Source organism: Coralloluteibacterium thermophilum (assembly GCF_042654365.1).
In the GTDB taxonomy this organism is placed as follows: domain Bacteria; phylum Pseudomonadota; class Gammaproteobacteria; order Xanthomonadales; family Xanthomonadaceae; genus Coralloluteibacterium; species Coralloluteibacterium thermophilum.
Map to the genome: position 1 here is coordinate 1 of NZ_JBHSGG010000051.1, position 17,593 is coordinate 17,593.

A 17,593-nucleotide genomic window follows, 5' to 3' on the forward strand; every position below is an offset into this window, starting at 1 on the left:
CGCGATCCGCGAGGGCGGCCGCACCGTCGGCGCCGGCGTCGTCGCCAAGGTCATCGAGTAACAGCAACACGAAGTACGGCGCGCCGGAACGCGGCGCGCCGTTTCAAACCGCTCTTTAGGAAAACACGGCAATGGCGGACCAGAAGATTCGGATTCGGCTCAAGGCGTTCGATCATCGTTTGATCGACCGTTCGGCGAGCGAGATCGTGGAGACGGCGAAGCGGACCGGCGCGCAGGTGCGCGGCCCGATCCCGCTGCCGACCAAGATCGAGCGCTACACCATCCTGGTGTCCCCGCACGTCGACAAGGACGCGCGCGACCAGTACGAGACCCGTACGCACAAGCGCGTGCTCGACATCGTCGACCCGAACGACAAGACCGTCGACGCGCTGATGAAGCTCGAGCTCGCGGCCGGCGTCGACGTCCAGATCAAGCTGACCTGAGGCGACGACCATGAGCAAGAAAGTAATCGGAATCGTGGGCCGCAAGGCCGGCATGAGCCGCCTCTTCACCGAAGAGGGCGTCTCCATCCCGGTGACCCTCATCGAGGCGAGCCCGAACCGCATCACCCAGATCAAGACCGTCGAGACCGACGGCTACTCCGCCATCCAGGTGACCGCCGGCAGCAAGCGCGCCGCGCTGGTCAACAAGCCGGAGACCGGCCACTTCGCCAAGGCGAAGGTGGAAGCGGGTCGCGGCCTGTGGGAGTTCCGCGTGGCCGACGACGCCGTCGCCGGCTTCGAGGTCGGCGGCGAGATCAAGGCGGACATCTTCAGCGAAGGCCAGGTGGTCGATGTCCAGGGCGTGACCAAGGGCAAGGGCTTCCAGGGCACGATCAAGCGGCACAACTTCCGCATGGGTGACGCCACCCACGGTAACTCGCTGTCGCACCGTGCGCCGGGCTCGATCGGCCAGCGCCAGACCCCGGGCCGCGTGTTCCCGGGCAAGAAGATGTCGGGTCACATGGGTGCGGAGACGCAGACCGCAGTCAACGTGACCGTAGTGAAGGTGGACCTGGAGCGCGGCCTGATCGCGGTCAAGGGTTCGGTGCCGGGCGCTCCGGGCGGCGACGTGATCGTCCGTCCCGCGAGCAAGGCGTAAGGAGTTAGATAATGGATCTCGCCGTCATCGGTAGTGACCAGACGCTGTCGGTTTCCGACGCCGTCTTCGGTCGCGAATTCAGCGAGGACCTTGTGCACCAGGTGGTGGTTGCGTATCGCAACGCCGGCCGCTCGGGCACCAAGGCGCAGAAGTCGCGGTCGGACCTGTCCGGCACCACCAAGAAGTTCAAGAAGCAGAAGGGCGGTGGCGCCCGTCACGGTGACTACCGCGCCCCGATCTTCGTGGGCGGTGGTCGCGCGTTCGCCGCGCGTCCGCGCAGCTTCGCGCAGAAGGTCAACCGCAAGATGTACCGCGCCGCGATCGCGGCGATCCTGTCCGAGCTCGCTCGCCAGGACCGCCTGAAGATCGTGGAGACCTTCACCGTCGAGGCTCCCAAGACCAAGCAGTTCCTCGCCAAGCTCGCGGAGCTCCAGGTGAGCCGGCCGCTGATCGTGACCGAGGAGGCCAACGAGGCCCTGTACCTCGCCGCGCGCAACGTGCCGTACGCCGAGGTGCGCGACGTGCAGGGCCTGGATCCGGTCGCCCTGGTCGGCGCGGAGTACGTGGTCATCACGACCGACGCCGTCAAGAAGATCGAGGAGTGGCTGGCATGAGCAACATCAAGCTTCTCAGCGTCATCCGTGCGCCGCGCGTGTCCGAGAAGACCGCGCGCCTGCAGGAGCTGAGCAACCAGTATGCGTTCGAAGTCGCGACCACCGCGACCAAGACCGACATCAAGCAGGCCGTCGAGGCGCTGTTCGAGGTCAAGGTCGAGTCGGTCAACGTGGTGAACGTGAAGGGCAAGAGCAAGTCCTTCCGCTTCCGCGAAGGTCGCCGCAGCGACACCCGCAAGGCATACGTGCGTCTGGCCGAGGGCCAGAGCATCGACGTGATGGCCAAGGCCTGAGGTAGAGACCCATGCCACTGATGACATTCAAGCCGACCTCGGCAGGGCGCCGCTCCGCAGTACGCGTCGTCACCCCGGGGCTGCACAAGGGACGGCCGCACGAAGCGCTGGTCGAGAAGCAGAGCCGTTCGGGTGGCCGCAACCACCACGGCCGCATCACCACGCGCCACGTCGGCGGCGGTCACAAGCAGCACTACCGCATCATCGACTTCAAGCGCGACAAGATCGGCATCCCGGCGCGCGTCGAGCGCATCGAGTACGATCCCAACCGCACCGCGCACATCGCGCTGCTGTGCTACGTCGATGGCGAGCGCCGCTACATCATCGCGCCCAAGGGCCTGGCCCAGGGCGACCAGGTGATCGCCGGCCGCGAGGCGCCGATCAAGGTCGGCAACGCGCTGCCGCTGCGCAACATCCCGGTCGGCTCCACGGTGCACTGCATCGAGATGAAGCCGGGCAAGGGCGCGCAGCTCGCCCGCGCCGCCGGCGCCTCCGTGCAGCTGGTCGCCCGCGACCAGGGCTACGCGACGCTCCGCCTGCGTTCGGGCGAGATGCGCCGCGTGCCGGCCGAGTGCACCGCGACCGTCGGCGAGGTCAGCAACTCCGAGCACAGCCTCGAGAAGCTGGGCAAGGCCGGCGCCAAGCGCTGGCGCGGCGTGCGCCCGACCGTCCGTGGCGCTGCCATGAACCCGGTCGACCACCCGCACGGTGGTGGTGAGGCCAAGGCCGGGCAGGGCAACCCGCACCCGGTCACCCCGTGGGGCGTGCCGACCAAGGGTTACAAGACGCGCAAGAACAAGCGCACCGACAAGTTCATCGTGCGCGACCGTAGGGGCTGATAGACCATGGCACGTTCTCTCAAGAAGGGTCCCTTCGTGGACCACCACCTGCAGAGCAAGGTGGAGGCGGCCATGGCCGCCAACAGCAAGAAGCCGATCAAGACCTGGTCGCGCCGTTCGATGATCCTGCCGGAGATGGTCGGTCTCACGATCGCCATCCACAACGGCCGGGCTCACGTTCCGGTGCTGGTCAACGAGAACATGGTCGGCCACAAGCTCGGCGAATTCGCGGTGACCCGGACGTTCAAGGGTCATGGCGGCGACCGTAAGGGCAAGTAAGGAGCCGATCATGACGACTGAAGCCAAAGAGAAGGCCGACGCCCGCAAGGCCGCACGCGAAGAGCGCAAGGCCGCGCGCAAGGAAATCACCAAGCGCCAGAGCTCGCTGCGCACCGCGCGCATCTCGCCGCAGAAGGCCCGCCTGGTCGCCGACCAGGTGCGCGGCCTGCCGGTCTCGCGCGCCCTCGACCTGCTGAAGTTCAGCGACAAGAAGGCCGCCCACCTGATCTACAAGGTCCTGTGGTCCGCCGTCTCGAACGCCGAGAACAACGCGGGCGACGACGCCGACGAGCTCAAGGTGGCGACCATCACCGTCGACGAGGGCCCGGTCCTCAAGCGGTTCATGGCGCGCGCGAAGGGCCGCGGCACCCGCATCCTGAAGCGCACCAGCCACATCACCGTGGTCGTGGGCGCTGGTCGCTAAGCCGAGGAAGGAAGACTCATGGGTCACAAAGTTCATCCGACCGGAATCCGCCTCGGCATCGCCAAGGACTGGAATTCCAAGTGGTACGCCAACAAGCGCGACTTCGCGACGTATCTCGCCGCCGACCTGAAGGTCCGCGAGATGCTCCGCAAGAAGCTCGCCCAGGCCGGGATCTCCAAGATCCTGATCGAGCGTCCCGCCAACAACGCACGCGTCACGATCCACACCGCCCGCCCGGGCGTCGTGATCGGCAAGCGCGGCGAGGACATCGAGAAGCTCCGCAGGGAGGTCTCGCAGCTGATGGGCGTTCCGGCGCACATCAACGTCGCCGAGGTCCGCAAGCCTGAACTGGACGCGCAGCTCGTCGCCGAGTCCATCGCACAGCAGCTGGAAAGGCGTATCATGTTCCGCCGCGCGATGAAGCGCGCCGTGGGCAACGCGATCCGCCTGGGCGCCCTCGGCATCAAGGTGAACGTCGCCGGTCGCCTCAACGGCGCCGAGATCGCGCGTTCGGAGTGGTACCGCGAGGGCCGCGTGCCGCTCCATACCCTCCGCGCGGACATCGACTACGGCTTCGCCGAGGCGAAGACCACGTACGGAATCATTGGCGTCAAGACCTGGATCTACAAGGGTGAAGTGTTCGACTACACCCAGGTCGCCCAGGAGAAGACCGAAGAGCGCAGCGAGCGTGCACCGCGTGGTTCGCGGCCGCCGCGCGAGGCGAGGGACTAAGTCATGCTGCAACCCAAGCGAACCAAATACCGCAAGGTCTTCAAGGGTCGTAACCAGGGCCTGAGCTGGAACGGCGCCGCCGTCAGCTTCGGCGAGTTCGGCCTGAAGGCGACCGAGCACGGCGCGCTGACCGCGCGCCAGATCGAGGCCGCGCGCCGCACCATCAGCCGCTACGTCAAGCGCGGCGGCAAGCTGTGGATCCGCGTGTTCCCCGACAAGCCGATCACCAAGAAGCCGATCGAAGTCCGCATGGGCTCGGGCAAGGGCAACGTCGAGTACTGGGTCGCCCCGATCCAGCCCGGCCGCGTCATCTACGAGATGGAAGGCGTCTCGGAAGAGGCCGCGCGCGAGGCGTTCCGCCTGGCCGCAGCCAAGCTCTCGGTCAAGACCACTTTCGTGACCCGTACGGTGCGCTGATGGAACTCGCAGACCTCCGCAAGAAGACGCCGGCCGAGCTCAAGAGCCACCTGCTGGACCTGCACAGGGAGCAGTTCTCCCTGCGCATGCAGAAGGCGACCGGCCAGCTCGCCAAGACGCACGACATCCGCCGGGTGCGCCGCGAGATCGCGCGCGTGAACACCCTGCTGGGTGCCCAGAAGTAAGGACCCCGCCATGACCGACAACAATACAGAGAAGGCGCTGCGCACGGTCGAAGGACGCGTGGTCAGCAACAAGATGGACAAGACCGTGACCGTCCTGGTCGAGCGCCAGGTCAAGCACGCGCTGTACGGCAAGTACATCCGTCGCTCGACCAAGCTCCACGCGCACGACGCCGACAACAGCTGCAACGAGGGCGACGTGGTCCGGGTGACCGAGATCGCGCCCATGTCCAAGACCAAGAACTGGCGCGTCGTCGAGATCGTCGCCCGCGCTGCCGAGTAAGGAGGACGCAACCATGATCCAGATGCAGTCCTACCTGCAGGCCGCCGACAACTCCGGCGCGCGTGAGCTGATGTGCATCAAGGTGCTCGGCGGCTCCAAGCGCCGCTACGCCCACATCGGCGACATCATCAAGGTGTCCGTCAAGGACGCGATCCCGCGCGGCAAGGTCAAGAAGGGCGAGGTCTACGACGCCGTCGTGGTGCGCACCCGCAAGGGCGTGCGTCGCGCGGACGGTTCGCTGATCCGCTTCGACGGCAACGCCGCGGTGATCCTGAACAACAAGCACGAGCCGATCGGCACGCGCATCTTCGGACCGGTGACGCGCGAGCTGCGCTCCGAGAAGTTCATGAAGATCGTGTCGCTCGCGCCCGAAGTGCTCTAAGGCGGAGAGGAGTCCGAACATGAACCGTATCCGCAAGGGCGACCAGGTGATCGTGATCGCCGGCGCCGACAAGGGCAAGACCGGCGAAGTGCTGCGCGTGATCGGCGACAAGGTCGTCGTGCAGAACGTGCGCATCGTCAAGCGCCACACCCGTGCCAACCCGCAGCTCAACCAGCCGGGCGGCATCGTGGAGCGCGAGGCGCCGATCCACGCGTCGAACGTGATGCTGCTGAACCCCGCCACCGGCAAGGGCGAGCGCATCGGCTACAAGGTGCTCGAGGATGGACGCAAAGTGCGTGTGTTCCGCTCGAGCGGTGAGGCCATCGAGGGCTGAGGCCCTCTTGAGGAAATGCAGCAATGACACGGCTTGAAAAGATCTACCGGGAAGAAGTGGTGCCGAAGCTCACCGAGAAGTTCGGCTACACCAACCCGATGCAGGTGCCCCGCCTGACCAAGATCACGCTCAACATGGGCGTGGGCGAGGCGGTGGGCAACAAGAAGGTGCTCGAGAACGCCGTCGCCGACATGGCGAAGATCTCGGGTCAGAAGCCGGTCGTGACGCATGCGCGCGTTTCGGTTGCCAGCTTCAAGATCCGCGACGGCTGGCCGATCGGCTGCAAGGTGACCCTGCGCCGCGCCCACATGTACGAGTTCCTGGACCGCCTGATCAGCGTCTCGCTGCCGCGCGTCCGCGACTTCCGTGGCGTGTCGGCGCGTTCGTTCGACGGTCGCGGCAACTTCAACATGGGCGTCAAGGAGCAGATCATCTTCCCGGAGATCGACTTCGACCAGATCGACGCCGTCCGCGGCATGGACATCGCGATTGGCACCACCGCCAAGACCGATGCCGAAGGTCGCGCCCTGCTGGAAGCGTTCCGCTTCCCGTTCCGCAACTGATCCGCGAGGAAGCGACATGGCAAAGGTTTCGATGGTGAATCGCGAGAAGAAGCGCGAGAAGCTGGTCAAGCAGCACGGCGAGAAGCGCATCGCGCTGAAGAAGATCATCGCGAGCGAGACGGCCTCCTACGAGGAGAAGCTCGCCGCGTCGGTCAAGCTCCAGAAGCTCCCGCGCGACTCGAGCCCGGCCCGTCAGCGCAACCGCTGCGAGCTCTCGGGCCGCGCGCGCGGCGTCTACCGCAAGTTCGGCCTCGGCCGCAACATGCTGCGCAAGGCCACGATGAACGGCGACGTTCCGGGCCAGCGAAAGGCGAGCTGGTAACGCGTCAGCGGAAAACGTTGTAGAATAGCCGGCTGCCCGCGCGAACACGCGGGCATCCGGCGTTTGCGTCACCCACAACTCGAATTTCGCGGAATTTTCTGCGGATATCGGTGCTACGAGGAATTTTCATGAGCATGACTGATCCCATCGCCGACATGCTGGTCCGCATCAAGAATGCGGCCGCGGTCGGCAAGCCCGGCGTCAAGATGCCCGGCTCCAAGATCAAGGCGGCGATCGCCAAGGTCCTGAAGGACGAGGGCTATATCTCCGACGCGCGCACCGTCGAGGTCGACGGCAAGCCGGAACTCCAGATCGTCCTGAAGTACTACGAGGGCAAGCCGGTCATCGAGAAGCTGCAGCGCGTCTCGCGGTCGGGCCTGCGCCAGTACCGCGGCAAGGACGACCTGCCGAAGATCCTCAACGGTCTCGGCGTCGCCATCATCTCCACCTCGAAGGGCATCATGACCGACGCCCAGGCCCGCGCGGCCGGCGTGGGTGGTGAAGTCATCTGCCTCGTGGCGTAAGGAGAGAACCCATGTCCCGAGTCGCCAAGAAGCCGATCAACCTGCCCAAGGGTGTGGACGTCACGGTCACCGAGACCGAGGTGTCGACCAAGGGCACCAAGGGCACCCTCAGCATCAAGCGTCCCGCCGGCGTCGACTTCAAGGTCGAGAACGGCGTGCTGACCCTGCACCCGCAGTCGGACGAGCACGTCGCGATCACCGGCACCCTCCGCGCGATCCTGTCCAACATGGTCACCGGCGTGTCCGAGGGCTTCACCCGCAAGCTCGAGCTGGTCGGCGTCGGTTACCGCGCCGCCATGCAGGGCTCGGACCTGAACCTGTCGCTGGGGTTCTCGCACCCGGTGCTGTTCAAGGCCCCGGAGGGGATCACCATCACGACGCCGAGCCAGACCGAGATCCTGGTCAGCGGCGCCGACAAGCAGCGCGTGGGCGAAGTCGCTGCGAAGATCCGCGGTTTCCGTCCGCCGGAGCCCTACAAGGGCAAGGGCGTGCGGTACAGCGGCGAGAACATCATCCGTAAGGAAGCCAAGAAGGCGTAAGGCGGAGTCCTCCGCCGGGGACCGGCCCTCCGCGGCCGGACCCGAGCGGGGATACCAACCCACCTTCAGCTTCCGGAGCACAAGACCATGCAGAAGAAGATTGCCCGCCTCCGTCGTGCCAAGTCGACGCGTTCGCACATCCGCGTCCTCGGCGTGCCGCGCCTGTCGGTGCTGCGCACCGGCCAGCACCTCTACGCCCAGCTCTTCACGGCCGACGGGTCGAAGGTGCTCGCGTCGGCCTCGACCGTCCAGAAGGACGTGGCCGAGGGCCTCAAGAGCAGCAAGAACATCGAGGCCGCCGCCAAGGTCGGCCGCACCATCGCCGAGCGTGCGAAGGCCGCCGGTGTGGAGAAGGTCGCGTTCGACCGCTCCGGCTACCGCTACCATGGGCGCATCAAGGCCCTGGCGGACGCCGCGCGCGAGGGCGGCCTGCAGTTCTGATGTCCCAGCGGCCCCGGCGCGTGTCGGGGCCGTGCTTTCCGATCCACCACAACGATAAGCGGCCGCAGTGCCGTAATTCTTCCAGGACACAACTATGGCAAACGAACGCGAATCCCGCGGCCGTGATCGTGATCGCAACCGCGAGGAAGTCGATGACGGCATGGTCGAGAAGCTGGTCGCCGTCAACCGCGTCTCCAAGACGGTCAAGGGCGGTCGCCAGTTCACCTTCACCGCGCTGACCGTGGTCGGCGACGGTTCCGGCAAGGTCGGCTTCGGCTACGGCAAGGCGCGCGAAGTGCCGGTCGCCATCCAGAAGTCGATGGAGATCGCCCGCCGCAACATGGCTGCGGTCGACCTCAACAACGGTACCCTGTGGCACCCAGTCAAGGCCGGCCACGGCGCCGCGCGCGTGTACATGCAGCCGGCCTCCGAAGGTACCGGCGTCATCGCCGGCGGCGCGATGCGCGCCGTGCTCGAGGCGGTGGGCGTGAAGAACGTGCTGGCCAAGGCGGTCGGCTCGCGCAATCCGATCAACCTGGTGCGCGCCACGGTCAAGGGTCTGCAGGCGATGCAGTCGCCGGAGCGGATCGCGGCCAAGCGCGGCAAGACCGTCGAGGAGATCCTCCATGGCTGATACCAAGACCGCATCGACCGGCACCGTGAAGGTGCGCCTGGTCAAGGGCCTGCGCGGCACGCAGGCGCGTCACCGCCTGTCGGTGAAGGCGCTGGGCCTCAACAAGCTCAACGACGTGCGCGAACTGAAGGATTCCCCGCAGGTGCGCGGCCTGATCAACCAGGTGCAGTACCTGGTCCGGGTCGAGCAGTAAGGGCAGGAGAGAAATCATGCGTCTCAACACACTCAAGCCCGCCGAGGGCGCCCGCGAGGACGCCCGCCGCGTCGGTCGCGGCATCGGCTCGGGCCTCGGCAAGACCTGTGGCCGCGGCCACAAGGGCTCGTACGCGCGCACCGGCAAGGGCAAGATCAAGCCGGGCTTCGAGGGCGGCCAGATGCCGCTGCAGCGTCGCCTGCCGAAGGTCGGCTTCCGCTCCAAGCTGAAGGCCGACACCGCCGAGGTGCTGCTGTACAAGCTCGCGCTGGTCGAGGGCGACACCATCGACTTCGCCGCCCTCCGCGCCGCCAAGCTGGTCCCCGCGACCGCGAAGCGCGCCAAGGTGGTGAACAAGGGCGAGATCGACCGCAAGATCGTCCTGAAGGGCGTGGCGGCGACTGCAGGCGCCAGGGCCGCCATCGAGGCGGCCGGCGGAAGCGTGGAGTAAGAGCCAGTGGCACAAGCACCCACCGCCGGAATGATGGGCGGGCTCGGCAAGTTCACCGAGCTCCGTCAGCGCCTCTTGTTCGTCCTGGGCGCCCTGATCGTCTACCGCCTCGGCACCTATATCCCGGTGCCCGGCGTGGACCCGGCGGCGATGGTGTCCCTGATGCAGCAGCAGCAGGGCATCGTGCAGATGTTCAACATGTTCTCCGGCGGCGCGCTGGAGCGGTTGAGCGTGTTCGCGCTGAACGTGATGCCGTACATCTCGGCGTCGATCATCGTGCAGCTGTGCTCGCACATCTTCCCCAGCCTCCAGGCGCTGAGGAAGGAAGGCGAGAGCGGGCGCCGCAAGATCACCCAGTACACGCGCTACGGCACGGTGCTGCTGGCGGTGTTCCAGGCGATCGGCATCTCGATCGCGCTGCAGGGGCAGGTGGGCCCGGCCGGTCCGGTCGTGTTCAACCCGGGCCCGGGCTTCGTGATGACCGCAGTCATCGCGCTGACGGCGGGCACGCTGTTCCTGATGTGGCTGGGCGAGCAGGTCACCGAGCGCGGCGTCGGCAACGGCATCTCGCTGATCATCTTCGCCGGCATCGTGGCGGGACTGCCCGGTGCGGTGGTGAGCACGCTGCAGCAGGTGTCGAACGGCGAGATCAGCGGCTTCGCGGTGATCGTGATCGTCGCCCTGGTCGCGGCGGTGACCTACTTCGTGGTGTTCGTCGAGCGCGGCCAGCGCCGGATCACCGTGAACTACGCGCGACGCCAGGGTGGCCGCCAGGCCTACATGAACCAGTCGTCGCACCTGCCGCTCAAGCTGAACATGGCAGGCGTGATCCCGGCGATCTTCGCCTCCAGCCTGATCATGTTCCCGGCCACGGTCGCGACCTGGTTCGGCCAGGGCACGTCGGCAGGCTGGCTGCAGGACCTGGCGCAGACGCTGGGCCCGGGCGAGCCGCTGCACATGGTGCTGTACGGCGGCCTGATCGCGGGCTTCGCGTTCTTCTACACGGCGCTGGTCTTCAACTCGCAGGAGACCGCCGACAACCTCAAGAAGTCGGGAGCGCTGATTCCGGGCATCCGTCCGGGCAAGGCGACCGCGGAGTACATCGACGGCGTCCTGACCCGCCTCACGGCGTGGGGCGCGCTCTACCTGGTTGCGGTCTGCCTGCTGCCGGAGTTCATGCGGCTGTTCTGGAACGTCCCGTTCTACTTCGGCGGCACCTCGCTGCTGATCGTCGTGGTGGTGGTCATGGACTTCATCGCGCAGGTCCAGGCGCATCTCATGTCCCACCAGTACGACAGCCTTCTCAAGAAGGCGAACCTCAAGGGCGGCCCGCGCGGCGTTCCGCGCGGCTGACCTGCGGTAATCCAGGCCGCCTTCCCGTTCTCCGGGAAGGGGCATTCGATGGGCGGTTCGCGCGGCGGCTTCGCGCGCGGATAGGTCCGGGGTAGGTCCTGCGCTGGAGTAGCGCGGGCCGGCGGAGGAGGGCGGTACGCCTCTCCCGCCGATATCCCGGCCCGGCGCCGGAGCATGGGCACACTCCCCATGCCGGGCTTCGCGGGCCTTCACGGCCGCGGGGCTTCCAGACAACACGAAGCCTTGCTATCATTTCGAGTTCACTGCGCCGGCGTGCCCGGCGAATCAGCGTTGGAGATCGCGTAATGGCGCGTATTGCGGGTGTCAATCTCCCCGTCCAGAAGCATGTCTGGGTGGGGCTCCAGAGCATCTACGGCATTGGCCGTACTCGCTCCAAGCAGGTCTGCGAGGCGGTGGGGGTCAACCCGGCCACCAAGATCCGCGACCTGACCGAGGCGGAAGTCGAGCGCATCCGCGCCGAGATCGCCAAGTTCGTGGTCGAGGGCGACCTGCGTCGCGAGGTCGGCATGTCGATCAAGCGTCTCATGGACCTCAGCTGCTACCGCGGCCTGCGCCACCGTCGCGGCCTGCCCATGCGCGGTCAGCGCACCCGTACCAACGCCCGCACCCGCAAGGGACCGCGCAAGGCGATCAAGAAATAAGGGTTTGATCCATGGCTAAGCCGACTGCTGGCAAGACCAAGAAGAAGATCAAGCGCGTCGTCACCGACGGCATCGCTCACGTCCAGGCTTCTTTCAACAACACCATCGTCACCATCACCGACCGCCAGGGCAATGCGCTGTCCTGGGCCACCTCCGGTGGTGCGGGCTTCCGTGGCTCGCGCAAGTCGACCCCGTTCGCGGCCCAGGTCGCCGCCGAGCGTGCCGGTCGCGCCGCGCTCGACTACGGGCTGAAGACGCTCGAAGTGCGCATCAAGGGCCCGGGCCCGGGCCGCGAGTCCGCCGTCCGTTCGCTCAACAACGTCGGTTACAAGGTGACCAACATCATCGACGTGACCCCGATCCCGCACAACGGCTGCCGGCCGCCCAAGAAGCGCCGCGTCTGAGGAGCTGAACAGAAATGGCTCGTTATATTGGTCCCACCTGCAAACTCGCGCGCCGCGAAGGCGCCGACCTCGGTCTGAAGAGCCCGTCGCGCGCGATCGACTCCAAGTGCAAGCTGGAGCAGAAGCCCGGCCAGCACGGCCCGAACGTGCGCCGCGGCAAGCTCTCCGACTACGCCACCCAGCTTCGTGAGAAGCAGAAGGTCAAGCGTATCTACGGCCTGCTGGAGCGTCAGTTCCGCAACTACTACAAGAAGGCGTCCTCGAAGAAGGGCAACACCGGCGAGTCGCTGCTGCAGCTGCTGGAAACCCGCCTCGACAACGTCGTCTACCGCATGGGCTTCGCCGTGACCCGCCCGCAGGCGCGTCAGCTGGTCTCCCACCGCGGCGTCCAGGTCAACGGCAAGACCGTGAACCTGCCGTCGTACCAGGTGAAGGCGGGCGACCAGATCGTCCTCACCGAGCGTGCGCAGCGCCAGCTCCGCGTCAAGGAGTCGGTGACCGTCGCGCAGCAGATGGACCTGGTGCCGGGCTGGATCGAGGTCGACGGCAACAAGTTCACCGGCGTGTTCAAGTCGGTTCCCGAGCGCTCCGATCTGCCTTCCGACATCAACGAGGCACTGATCGTCGAGCTGTACTCGAAGTAATCCGGCTGGGCCGGCCCGGGTCTCCCGGGCCGTGCCGGATCGATACATTCAGGAGATACGCTGACCATGTCGGTATCCGCAAATCAGGTCCTGCGTCCGCGCGGACCCCAGATCGAACGCACCGCGCCGAACCGCGCGAAGGTCGTGATCGAGCCGCTCGAGCGCGGCTACGGCCACACCCTCGGCAATGCGCTGCGTCGCGTTCTGCTGTCGTCGATCCCCGGCTTCGCGATCACCGAAGTCGAGATCGATGGCGTGCTGCACGAGTACACCACGGTCGAAGGCCTGCAGGAAGACGTCATCGAGGTGCTGCTCAACCTCAAGGACGTGGCCATCCGCATGCACAACGTCGAGCAGTCGACCCTGACCCTGAGCAAGCAGGGCCCGGGCACCGTGACCGCCGGCGACATCAAGACCGACCACAACGTCGAGATCCTCAATCCGGACCACGTGATCTGCCACCTGACCAAGGACACGGCGATCAACATGCGTCTGAAGATCGAGCGCGGCTTCGGCTACCAGCCGGCGACCGTGCGTCGCCAGCCGGACGAGGAGACCCGCGCCATCGGTCGCCTGATGCTGGACGCGAGCTTCAGCCCGGTCCGTCGCGTCGCCTACGCCGTCGAGGCCGCGCGCGTCGAGCAGCGCACCGACCTGGACAAGCTGGTCCTGGACATCGAGACCAACGGCACCATCGACGCCGAGGAGGCCGTGCGCACCGCCGCCGACATCCTCACCGACCAGCTCTCGGTGTTCGGCGACTTCACCCAGCGCGACCGCGGCCCGGCCAAGACCCAGACCGCAGGCGTCGACCCGGTGCTGCTGCGTCCGATCGACGATCTCGAGCTGACGGTGCGCTCGGCCAACTGCCTGAAGGCCGAGAACATCTACTACATCGGCGATCTCATCCAGAAGACCGAGGTCGAGCTGCTCAAGACCCCGAACCTGGGCAAGAAGTCGCTCACCGAGATCAAGGAAGTGCTGGCGCAGCGCGGGCTTTCGCTCGGCATGCGCCTGGAGAACTGGCCGCCGGCCGGGCTCCAGCAGGGCATGATGGGCTAACACGTACTCGGATCCCTCCGCGAAAGCCCGGCCAGCATGGCCGGGGGTCCAAAATCAGGAATCACGACCATGCGTCACCGTAAAGCCGGCCGTAAGTTCAGCCGCACCAGCGCCCACCGCGAAGCCATGTTCCGCAACATGGCGGCGTCGCTGTTCAAGCACGAGCTGATCAAGACCACGCTCCCGAAGGCCAAGGAGCTGCGCCGCATCGCCGAGCCGCTGATCACCCTCTCCAAGGTCGACGGCGTCGCCAACCGCCGCCTCGCCTTCGCGCGCCTGCGCGACAAGGAAGCGGTGGGCAAGCTGTTCGTCGAGCTGGGCCCGCGTTACCAGGGTCGCCCCGGCGGCTACCTGCGTCTGCTCAAGTGCGGCTTCCGCGACGGCGACAACGCGCCGCTCGCCTACGTCGAGCTGGTCGACCGCCCGCAGCGGGCGGCGGCTGCCGAGGCCGAGTAAGCCGTAGCGCGAACGCGTACACGAAGCGCCCCGGGTTCCGGGGCGTTTTCGTTTCCGGGCATGGAACCAACGCGCGGGTCCAGGGGTCCGACTCCGGGGTCGGGCGCAGGGCGCCGCACTGCAACGAGGGGACGATGGGCGTGAATCCGCTGGCGTGGTCGTTTCGGACGCTGTTCGGGCTGGGCGCGCTGGCGTGCGCGGGCCTGCTCGCCTTCGCGCTGTACCTGCAGTACTGGCATTACCTCGACCCCTGCCCGCTGTGCATCTTCCAGCGGATCGCCTTCATCGCGCTCGGCCTGGTGTTCCTCGTCGGCGCGCTGCACGGCCCCCGCGGTCGCGTCGGCCGGAGCGTCTACGGCGCGCTCGCCCTGCTCGCGGCGGGCGGCGGAGCGGCGGTCGCGGCGCGGCACGTCTGGCTGCAGTCGCTGCCCCCGGACGAGGTGCCCGCCTGTTCGAGCATGGGCCTGGACTACATGGTCGGCACCCTGCCGCTGGGCGAGGTGGTGCGGCGCGTCTTCAGCGGCTCGGGCGAATGCGCGGTGATCGACTGGAGCTTCCTCGGCCTGTCGATGCCGGCCTGGACGCTGCTGTGGTTCGTCGCCCTGGCGGCCGTTGCGCTGGCGGCGGCGCTGCGTCGCGGCTGAGGCGGGCGCACCCGCGCCGCAGGCGTGGCATGATGCGGTGATGCGCCGCAATACGACCCGCCTCCGCGACTCCTCCGACGCGCCCGTGAGCGCGGTGACCCTTCCCGAGGGCTGGTCCCCGGGCTCCTGGCGGAACCGCCAGGCGCTGCAGCAGCCGGTGTATCCCGATCCGGCCGCGCTCGAGGCGGCGCTCGTCGAGCTCAGCCGCCTGCCCCCCCTGGTCACCTCGTGGGAGATCCTCGCCCTGCGCCGGCAGCTCGCCGAGGCGCAGGAGGGTCGGGCCTTCCTGCTGCAGGGCGGCGACTGTGCGGAGAGCTTCGCGGAGTGCGACTCGGAGACCGTCTCCAGCCGCCTGAAGGTGCTGCTGCAGATGAGCGTGGTGCTGGTGCACGGCCTGCGGCGTCCGGTCGTGCGCGTGGGCCGGTTCGCCGGCCAGTACGCCAAGCCGCGCTCGGCCGATACCGAGACGCGCGACGGCGTCACCCTGCCGACCTACCGGGGCGATTTCATCAACGCCCCGGAGTTCGACGCCGCCGCGCGCATCCCCGACCCGCGCCGGATGATCCGCGGGCATGCGCGCTCGGCGATGACGATGAACTTCATCCGCGCGCTGATCGACGGCGGGTTCGCCGATCTCCACCACCCGGAATACTGGAACCTCGGCTGGGTCGGGCATTCCCCGCTCGCCGACGAATACCAGCGGGTCGTCTCCGGCATCGGCGACGCGCTGCGCTTCATGGAGACGCTGTCCGGCACCGAGGTGCACAACATCGACCGCGTCGATTTCTACACCTCGCACGAAGCGCTGCTGCTGCCCTATGAGGAGGCCCTGACCCGCCAGGTCCCGCGCCAGTGGGGCTGGTTCAACCTGTCGACCCACTTCCCGTGGATCGGCGTGCGCACGGCCGCGCTCGACGGCGCCCACGTGGAGTACCTGCGCGGGCTGCGCAATCCGATCGCGATGAAGGTCGGTCCCGACACCACGCCGGACATGCTGCTGCGGCTGATCGATACGCTCGATCCGGACCAGGAGCCGGGCAGGCTGGCGCTGATCCACCGCATGGGCGCCGGGCGCATCGCCGAGCGCCTGCCGCCGTTGCTCGACGCCGTGGCGCGCGAGGGGCGGCGCGTGCTCTGGGTCTGCGACCCGATGCACGGCAACACCGAGAACGCCGCCTCGGGCTACAAGACGCGGCGGTTCTCCAACATCCGCAGCGAGCTGGAACAGGCCTTCGACGCGCATCAGGCCGCGGGCACGCGGCTGGGCGGCGTGCATCTCGAGCTCACCGGCGACGACGTGACCGAGTGCACCGGCGGCGCGCGCGACCTCACCGACGCCGACCTCGCGCGCGCCTACCGCTCGCACGTGGATCCGCGGCTCAACTACGAGCAGTCGCTCGAGATCGCGATGCTCATCGTGCGCAAGCACCAGCAACTGGCGGCCGCGCAGAGCCTGGGCTGACGCGCCCGGCGGGGTCGACCCGCCGTTTACGCGACCTCCAGCAGCATGGGCTGCCCCGAGGCGCTGGAGGCGAGCATGCCGGAGATCGACTGGAGCACCCTGTTCGCGGCCGCCTGGCCGCTGTTCGTGGCCCTGCTCATCGGTTTCCTGGTCAGGCGCCTGCTGCTGTCGATCGCCCGGCGCGCGGGCCACCTGCGCAAGACCTGGGCGCTCATCGTCGCCGCGATTACCGTCCCGGCCGCATGGGCGTTGCCGCTGGTGTTCCTGAGCCAGGCGGTGGTGGCCACGCCGCTGCCCGAGGCGTGGATCGCGCGCATCCAGCACCTCCTCGCCGTCGGCGTGCTCGCCTGCGTGACCTGGGCCATCGTCCGCGCCATCGGCGCGCTCGAGACGATGGTGCTGCTCAGGAACCGGGTCGACGTGGTCGACAACCTGCAGGCGCGCAGGGTGCACACCCAGGCCCGGGTGCTCAGCCGCAGCATCCAGACCGCCGTGATCGTGCTGGGCGTCGCGGTCATCCTCATGACCTTCCCCGCGATCCGCCAGGTGGGCCAGGCGATGCTGGCCTCGGCGGGTCTCGCCGGCATCGTGGTCGGCTTCGCCGCGCGGCCGGTGTTCGGCAATCTCATCGCCGGCCTGCAGATCGCCCTCACCCAGCCCATCCGCCTGGACGACGTGGTGATCGTCGACGGCGAGTGGGGGCGCATCGACGAGATCACCAGCGCCTACGTGGTCGTCCGCATCTGGGACGAGCGACGCCTGATCGTGCCGTTGCAGTGGTTCATCGAGAACCCGTTCCAGAACTGGACGCGCAGCAGCGCACAGCTGCTCGGCACGGCCTTCCTCTGGCTCGACTACCGGACGCCGATGGACGCGGTCCGCGACGAGCTGCGGCGCATCTGCGAGAGCGACGCGCGCTGGGACGGCCGCGTCTGCGTGGCGCAGGTGACCGAGACCGACAAGCACACCATGGAGGTGCGCCTGCTGGTCAGCGCGCGCAACTCCGGGGACGCCTTCGACCTCCGCTGCGCGGTGCGCGAGCGCATGATCGACTTCCTCCGGCGCAACCATCCCGAGGCGCTGCCGCGGCTGCGCGCCGACGTCGTCGGCGGCGAGGAAGGGCGCGACCGGGAGGCGCCGGCATCGCAGGAGCCCCCGCAGCGGAAGCCGACCGAGGCGGAGACCCGCTCGCCCGCGCCGGAGGACGTGAACCCGCACGAGCAGGCGGAGCGGCGCGAGCAGCTGCGCCGTTCGAAGGCGGGCGAGCCCCAGGCGGCGGGCCGCGCCACGTCCGCGCGCGATCCATGAACGCGAAACGCCTGCGTCCGGGGACGCAGGCGTTCCGGGCGACGCGGACGG

30 protein-coding genes are annotated in these 17,593 nt (G+C 67.7%); all 30 read left to right on the forward strand.

Annotated elements, in window-relative coordinates:
- Positions 1-131 precede the first annotated feature (131 nt).
- Positions 132-443: a 30S ribosomal protein S10 gene (gene rpsJ / locus ACFO3Q_RS16485; protein ID WP_010341589.1), complete on the forward strand. Its 312-nt coding sequence runs from the start codon at positions 132-134 to the stop codon at positions 441-443.
- Positions 444-453: 10 nt separating this feature from the next.
- The gene (rplC, locus tag ACFO3Q_RS16490) at positions 454-1,101 is read left to right on the forward strand and encodes a 50S ribosomal protein L3 (RefSeq protein WP_377005946.1); all 648 of its coding nucleotides are present in this window, start codon (positions 454-456) and stop codon (positions 1,099-1,101) included.
- Positions 1,102-1,112: 11 nt separating this feature from the next.
- A complete protein-coding gene (gene rplD / locus ACFO3Q_RS16495) occupies positions 1,113-1,715 on the forward strand; it encodes a 50S ribosomal protein L4 (protein WP_377005947.1) in 603 nt (200 codons plus the stop codon).
- Complete coding sequence (gene rplW, locus ACFO3Q_RS16500; RefSeq protein WP_377005949.1) at positions 1,712-2,008, forward strand: 50S ribosomal protein L23; 297 nt, start codon at positions 1,712-1,714, stop codon at positions 2,006-2,008. Before rplD ends, rplW begins: the two co-directional genes overlap by 4 nt.
- An 11-nt stretch (positions 2,009-2,019) precedes the next feature.
- The gene (gene rplB / locus ACFO3Q_RS16505) at positions 2,020-2,847 is read left to right on the forward strand and encodes a 50S ribosomal protein L2 (protein ID WP_377005951.1); all 828 of its coding nucleotides are present in this window, start codon (positions 2,020-2,022) and stop codon (positions 2,845-2,847) included.
- A 6-nt stretch (positions 2,848-2,853) separates the two neighbouring features.
- Positions 2,854-3,126: a 30S ribosomal protein S19 gene (gene rpsS, locus ACFO3Q_RS16510; protein ID WP_377005953.1), complete on the forward strand. Its 273-nt coding sequence runs from the start codon at positions 2,854-2,856 to the stop codon at positions 3,124-3,126.
- Positions 3,127-3,136: 10 nt separating this feature from the next.
- Positions 3,137-3,550, forward strand: a complete 414-nt coding sequence (gene rplV, locus ACFO3Q_RS16515; RefSeq protein ID WP_377005955.1) for a 50S ribosomal protein L22 — start codon at positions 3,137-3,139, stop codon at positions 3,548-3,550.
- 18 nt (positions 3,551-3,568) lie between these two features.
- A complete protein-coding gene (gene rpsC, locus ACFO3Q_RS16520; protein WP_377005958.1) occupies positions 3,569-4,282 on the forward strand; it encodes a 30S ribosomal protein S3 in 714 nt (237 codons plus the stop codon).
- A gap of 3 nt (positions 4,283-4,285) precedes the next feature.
- Positions 4,286-4,699, forward strand: a complete 414-nt coding sequence (rplP, locus tag ACFO3Q_RS16525) for a 50S ribosomal protein L16 (protein WP_377005960.1) — start codon at positions 4,286-4,288, stop codon at positions 4,697-4,699.
- Positions 4,699-4,884: a 50S ribosomal protein L29 gene (gene rpmC / locus ACFO3Q_RS16530; RefSeq protein ID WP_377005962.1), complete on the forward strand. Its 186-nt coding sequence runs from the start codon at positions 4,699-4,701 to the stop codon at positions 4,882-4,884. Before rplP ends, rpmC begins: the two co-directional genes overlap by 1 nt.
- A 10-nt stretch (positions 4,885-4,894) precedes the next feature.
- The gene (gene rpsQ, locus ACFO3Q_RS16535) at positions 4,895-5,164 is read left to right on the forward strand and encodes a 30S ribosomal protein S17 (RefSeq protein ID WP_377005964.1); all 270 of its coding nucleotides are present in this window, start codon (positions 4,895-4,897) and stop codon (positions 5,162-5,164) included.
- Positions 5,165-5,177: 13 nt separating this feature from the next.
- Positions 5,178-5,546 (forward strand): 50S ribosomal protein L14, encoded by a 369-nt coding sequence (gene rplN / locus ACFO3Q_RS16540; RefSeq protein ID WP_377005966.1) that lies wholly within the window; start codon positions 5,178-5,180, stop codon positions 5,544-5,546.
- 19 nt (positions 5,547-5,565) lie between these two features.
- Positions 5,566-5,880, forward strand: a complete 315-nt coding sequence (gene rplX / locus ACFO3Q_RS16545) for a 50S ribosomal protein L24 (protein WP_377005968.1) — start codon at positions 5,566-5,568, stop codon at positions 5,878-5,880.
- 23 nt (positions 5,881-5,903) lie between these two features.
- A complete protein-coding gene (gene rplE, locus ACFO3Q_RS16550; protein ID WP_377005970.1) occupies positions 5,904-6,443 on the forward strand; it encodes a 50S ribosomal protein L5 in 540 nt (179 codons plus the stop codon).
- A 16-nt stretch (positions 6,444-6,459) separates the two neighbouring features.
- On the forward strand, positions 6,460-6,765 hold the full coding sequence (gene rpsN / locus ACFO3Q_RS16555) for a 30S ribosomal protein S14 (protein ID WP_377005972.1): 306 nt from the start codon (positions 6,460-6,462) through the stop codon (positions 6,763-6,765).
- 128 nt (positions 6,766-6,893) lie between these two features.
- Positions 6,894-7,289, forward strand: a complete 396-nt coding sequence (gene rpsH / locus ACFO3Q_RS16560) for a 30S ribosomal protein S8 (protein WP_377005974.1) — start codon at positions 6,894-6,896, stop codon at positions 7,287-7,289.
- Positions 7,290-7,300: 11 nt separating this feature from the next.
- The gene (gene rplF, locus ACFO3Q_RS16565) at positions 7,301-7,828 is read left to right on the forward strand and encodes a 50S ribosomal protein L6 (protein ID WP_377005976.1); all 528 of its coding nucleotides are present in this window, start codon (positions 7,301-7,303) and stop codon (positions 7,826-7,828) included.
- 87 nt (positions 7,829-7,915) lie between these two features.
- The gene (gene rplR / locus ACFO3Q_RS16570) at positions 7,916-8,269 is read left to right on the forward strand and encodes a 50S ribosomal protein L18 (protein WP_377005978.1); all 354 of its coding nucleotides are present in this window, start codon (positions 7,916-7,918) and stop codon (positions 8,267-8,269) included.
- Between the two features lie 94 nt (positions 8,270-8,363).
- Positions 8,364-8,903, forward strand: coding sequence for a 30S ribosomal protein S5 (gene rpsE / locus ACFO3Q_RS16575; protein WP_377005980.1), 540 nt, complete (start codon positions 8,364-8,366; stop codon positions 8,901-8,903).
- Positions 8,896-9,096: a 50S ribosomal protein L30 gene (rpmD, locus tag ACFO3Q_RS16580; RefSeq protein WP_377005982.1), complete on the forward strand. Its 201-nt coding sequence runs from the start codon at positions 8,896-8,898 to the stop codon at positions 9,094-9,096. Before rpsE ends, rpmD begins: the two co-directional genes overlap by 8 nt.
- A gap of 16 nt (positions 9,097-9,112) precedes the next feature.
- Complete coding sequence (rplO, locus tag ACFO3Q_RS16585) at positions 9,113-9,547, forward strand: 50S ribosomal protein L15 (protein ID WP_377005984.1); 435 nt, start codon at positions 9,113-9,115, stop codon at positions 9,545-9,547.
- A gap of 30 nt (positions 9,548-9,577) precedes the next feature.
- A complete protein-coding gene (gene secY, locus ACFO3Q_RS16590) occupies positions 9,578-10,900 on the forward strand; it encodes a preprotein translocase subunit SecY (protein WP_377006037.1) in 1,323 nt (440 codons plus the stop codon).
- A 305-nt stretch (positions 10,901-11,205) separates the two neighbouring features.
- Entirely contained in the window at positions 11,206-11,562 is a 357-nt protein-coding gene (gene rpsM, locus ACFO3Q_RS16595; protein WP_377005986.1) for a 30S ribosomal protein S13, read from the forward strand.
- Positions 11,563-11,573: 11 nt separating this feature from the next.
- A complete protein-coding gene (gene rpsK / locus ACFO3Q_RS16600; protein WP_377005988.1) occupies positions 11,574-11,966 on the forward strand; it encodes a 30S ribosomal protein S11 in 393 nt (130 codons plus the stop codon).
- Positions 11,967-11,980: 14 nt separating this feature from the next.
- Positions 11,981-12,610 carry a 30S ribosomal protein S4 gene (gene rpsD / locus ACFO3Q_RS16605; protein ID WP_377005990.1) on the forward strand — a complete coding sequence of 210 codons (630 nt, stop codon included), beginning with the start codon at positions 11,981-11,983 and terminating at the stop codon, positions 12,608-12,610.
- Positions 12,611-12,676: 66 nt separating this feature from the next.
- Entirely contained in the window at positions 12,677-13,672 is a 996-nt protein-coding gene (locus ACFO3Q_RS16610) for a DNA-directed RNA polymerase subunit alpha (RefSeq protein ID WP_377005994.1), read from the forward strand.
- A gap of 69 nt (positions 13,673-13,741) precedes the next feature.
- Positions 13,742-14,128 carry a 50S ribosomal protein L17 gene (gene rplQ / locus ACFO3Q_RS16615; RefSeq protein ID WP_377005996.1) on the forward strand — a complete coding sequence of 129 codons (387 nt, stop codon included), beginning with the start codon at positions 13,742-13,744 and terminating at the stop codon, positions 14,126-14,128.
- A 140-nt stretch (positions 14,129-14,268) separates the two neighbouring features.
- Entirely contained in the window at positions 14,269-14,772 is a 504-nt protein-coding gene (locus ACFO3Q_RS16620; RefSeq protein ID WP_377006039.1) for a disulfide bond formation protein B, read from the forward strand.
- A 40-nt stretch (positions 14,773-14,812) separates the two neighbouring features.
- Positions 14,813-16,234 (forward strand): class II 3-deoxy-7-phosphoheptulonate synthase, encoded by a 1,422-nt coding sequence (locus ACFO3Q_RS16625; RefSeq protein ID WP_377005998.1) that lies wholly within the window; start codon positions 14,813-14,815, stop codon positions 16,232-16,234.
- 75 nt (positions 16,235-16,309) lie between these two features.
- On the forward strand, positions 16,310-17,542 hold the full coding sequence (locus ACFO3Q_RS16630; protein ID WP_377005999.1) for a mechanosensitive ion channel family protein: 1,233 nt from the start codon (positions 16,310-16,312) through the stop codon (positions 17,540-17,542).
- Positions 17,543-17,593: the final 51 nt, after the last annotated feature.

Excerpts from the sequence above, each read along its gene's own strand:
- rpsJ (WP_010341589.1), top strand. The coding sequence starts at position 132 with ATGGCGGACCAGAAGATTCGGATTCGGCTCAAGGCGTTCGATCATCGT.
- rplC (WP_377005946.1), top strand. The coding sequence starts at position 454 with ATGAGCAAGAAAGTAATCGGAATCGTGGGCCGCAAGGCCGGCATGAGC.
- rplD (WP_377005947.1), top strand. The coding sequence starts at position 1,113 with ATGGATCTCGCCGTCATCGGTAGTGACCAGACGCTGTCGGTTTCCGAC.
- rplW (WP_377005949.1), top strand. The coding sequence starts at position 1,712 with ATGAGCAACATCAAGCTTCTCAGCGTCATCCGTGCGCCGCGCGTGTCC.
- rplB (WP_377005951.1), top strand. The coding sequence starts at position 2,020 with ATGCCACTGATGACATTCAAGCCGACCTCGGCAGGGCGCCGCTCCGCA.
- rpsS (WP_377005953.1), top strand. The coding sequence starts at position 2,854 with ATGGCACGTTCTCTCAAGAAGGGTCCCTTCGTGGACCACCACCTGCAG.
- rplV (WP_377005955.1), top strand. The coding sequence starts at position 3,137 with ATGACGACTGAAGCCAAAGAGAAGGCCGACGCCCGCAAGGCCGCACGC.
- rpsC (WP_377005958.1), top strand. The coding sequence starts at position 3,569 with ATGGGTCACAAAGTTCATCCGACCGGAATCCGCCTCGGCATCGCCAAG.
- rplP (WP_377005960.1), top strand. The coding sequence starts at position 4,286 with ATGCTGCAACCCAAGCGAACCAAATACCGCAAGGTCTTCAAGGGTCGT.
- rpmC (WP_377005962.1), top strand. The coding sequence starts at position 4,699 with ATGGAACTCGCAGACCTCCGCAAGAAGACGCCGGCCGAGCTCAAGAGC.
- rpsQ (WP_377005964.1), top strand. The coding sequence starts at position 4,895 with ATGACCGACAACAATACAGAGAAGGCGCTGCGCACGGTCGAAGGACGC.
- rplN (WP_377005966.1), top strand. The coding sequence starts at position 5,178 with ATGATCCAGATGCAGTCCTACCTGCAGGCCGCCGACAACTCCGGCGCG.
- rplX (WP_377005968.1), top strand. The coding sequence starts at position 5,566 with ATGAACCGTATCCGCAAGGGCGACCAGGTGATCGTGATCGCCGGCGCC.
- rplE (WP_377005970.1), top strand. The coding sequence starts at position 5,904 with ATGACACGGCTTGAAAAGATCTACCGGGAAGAAGTGGTGCCGAAGCTC.
- rpsN (WP_377005972.1), top strand. The coding sequence starts at position 6,460 with ATGGCAAAGGTTTCGATGGTGAATCGCGAGAAGAAGCGCGAGAAGCTG.
- rpsH (WP_377005974.1), top strand. The coding sequence starts at position 6,894 with ATGAGCATGACTGATCCCATCGCCGACATGCTGGTCCGCATCAAGAAT.
- rplF (WP_377005976.1), top strand. The coding sequence starts at position 7,301 with ATGTCCCGAGTCGCCAAGAAGCCGATCAACCTGCCCAAGGGTGTGGAC.
- rplR (WP_377005978.1), top strand. The coding sequence starts at position 7,916 with ATGCAGAAGAAGATTGCCCGCCTCCGTCGTGCCAAGTCGACGCGTTCG.
- rpsE (WP_377005980.1), top strand. The coding sequence starts at position 8,364 with ATGGCAAACGAACGCGAATCCCGCGGCCGTGATCGTGATCGCAACCGC.
- rpmD (WP_377005982.1), top strand. The coding sequence starts at position 8,896 with ATGGCTGATACCAAGACCGCATCGACCGGCACCGTGAAGGTGCGCCTG.
- rplO (WP_377005984.1), top strand. The coding sequence starts at position 9,113 with ATGCGTCTCAACACACTCAAGCCCGCCGAGGGCGCCCGCGAGGACGCC.
- secY (WP_377006037.1), top strand. The coding sequence starts at position 9,578 with ATGATGGGCGGGCTCGGCAAGTTCACCGAGCTCCGTCAGCGCCTCTTG.
- rpsM (WP_377005986.1), top strand. The coding sequence starts at position 11,206 with ATGGCGCGTATTGCGGGTGTCAATCTCCCCGTCCAGAAGCATGTCTGG.
- rpsK (WP_377005988.1), top strand. The coding sequence starts at position 11,574 with ATGGCTAAGCCGACTGCTGGCAAGACCAAGAAGAAGATCAAGCGCGTC.
- rpsD (WP_377005990.1), top strand. The coding sequence starts at position 11,981 with ATGGCTCGTTATATTGGTCCCACCTGCAAACTCGCGCGCCGCGAAGGC.
- ACFO3Q_RS16610 (WP_377005994.1), top strand. The coding sequence starts at position 12,677 with ATGTCGGTATCCGCAAATCAGGTCCTGCGTCCGCGCGGACCCCAGATC.
- rplQ (WP_377005996.1), top strand. The coding sequence starts at position 13,742 with ATGCGTCACCGTAAAGCCGGCCGTAAGTTCAGCCGCACCAGCGCCCAC.
- ACFO3Q_RS16625 (WP_377005998.1), top strand. The coding sequence starts at position 14,813 with ATGCGCCGCAATACGACCCGCCTCCGCGACTCCTCCGACGCGCCCGTG.
- ACFO3Q_RS16630 (WP_377005999.1), top strand. The coding sequence starts at position 16,310 with ATGCCGGAGATCGACTGGAGCACCCTGTTCGCGGCCGCCTGGCCGCTG.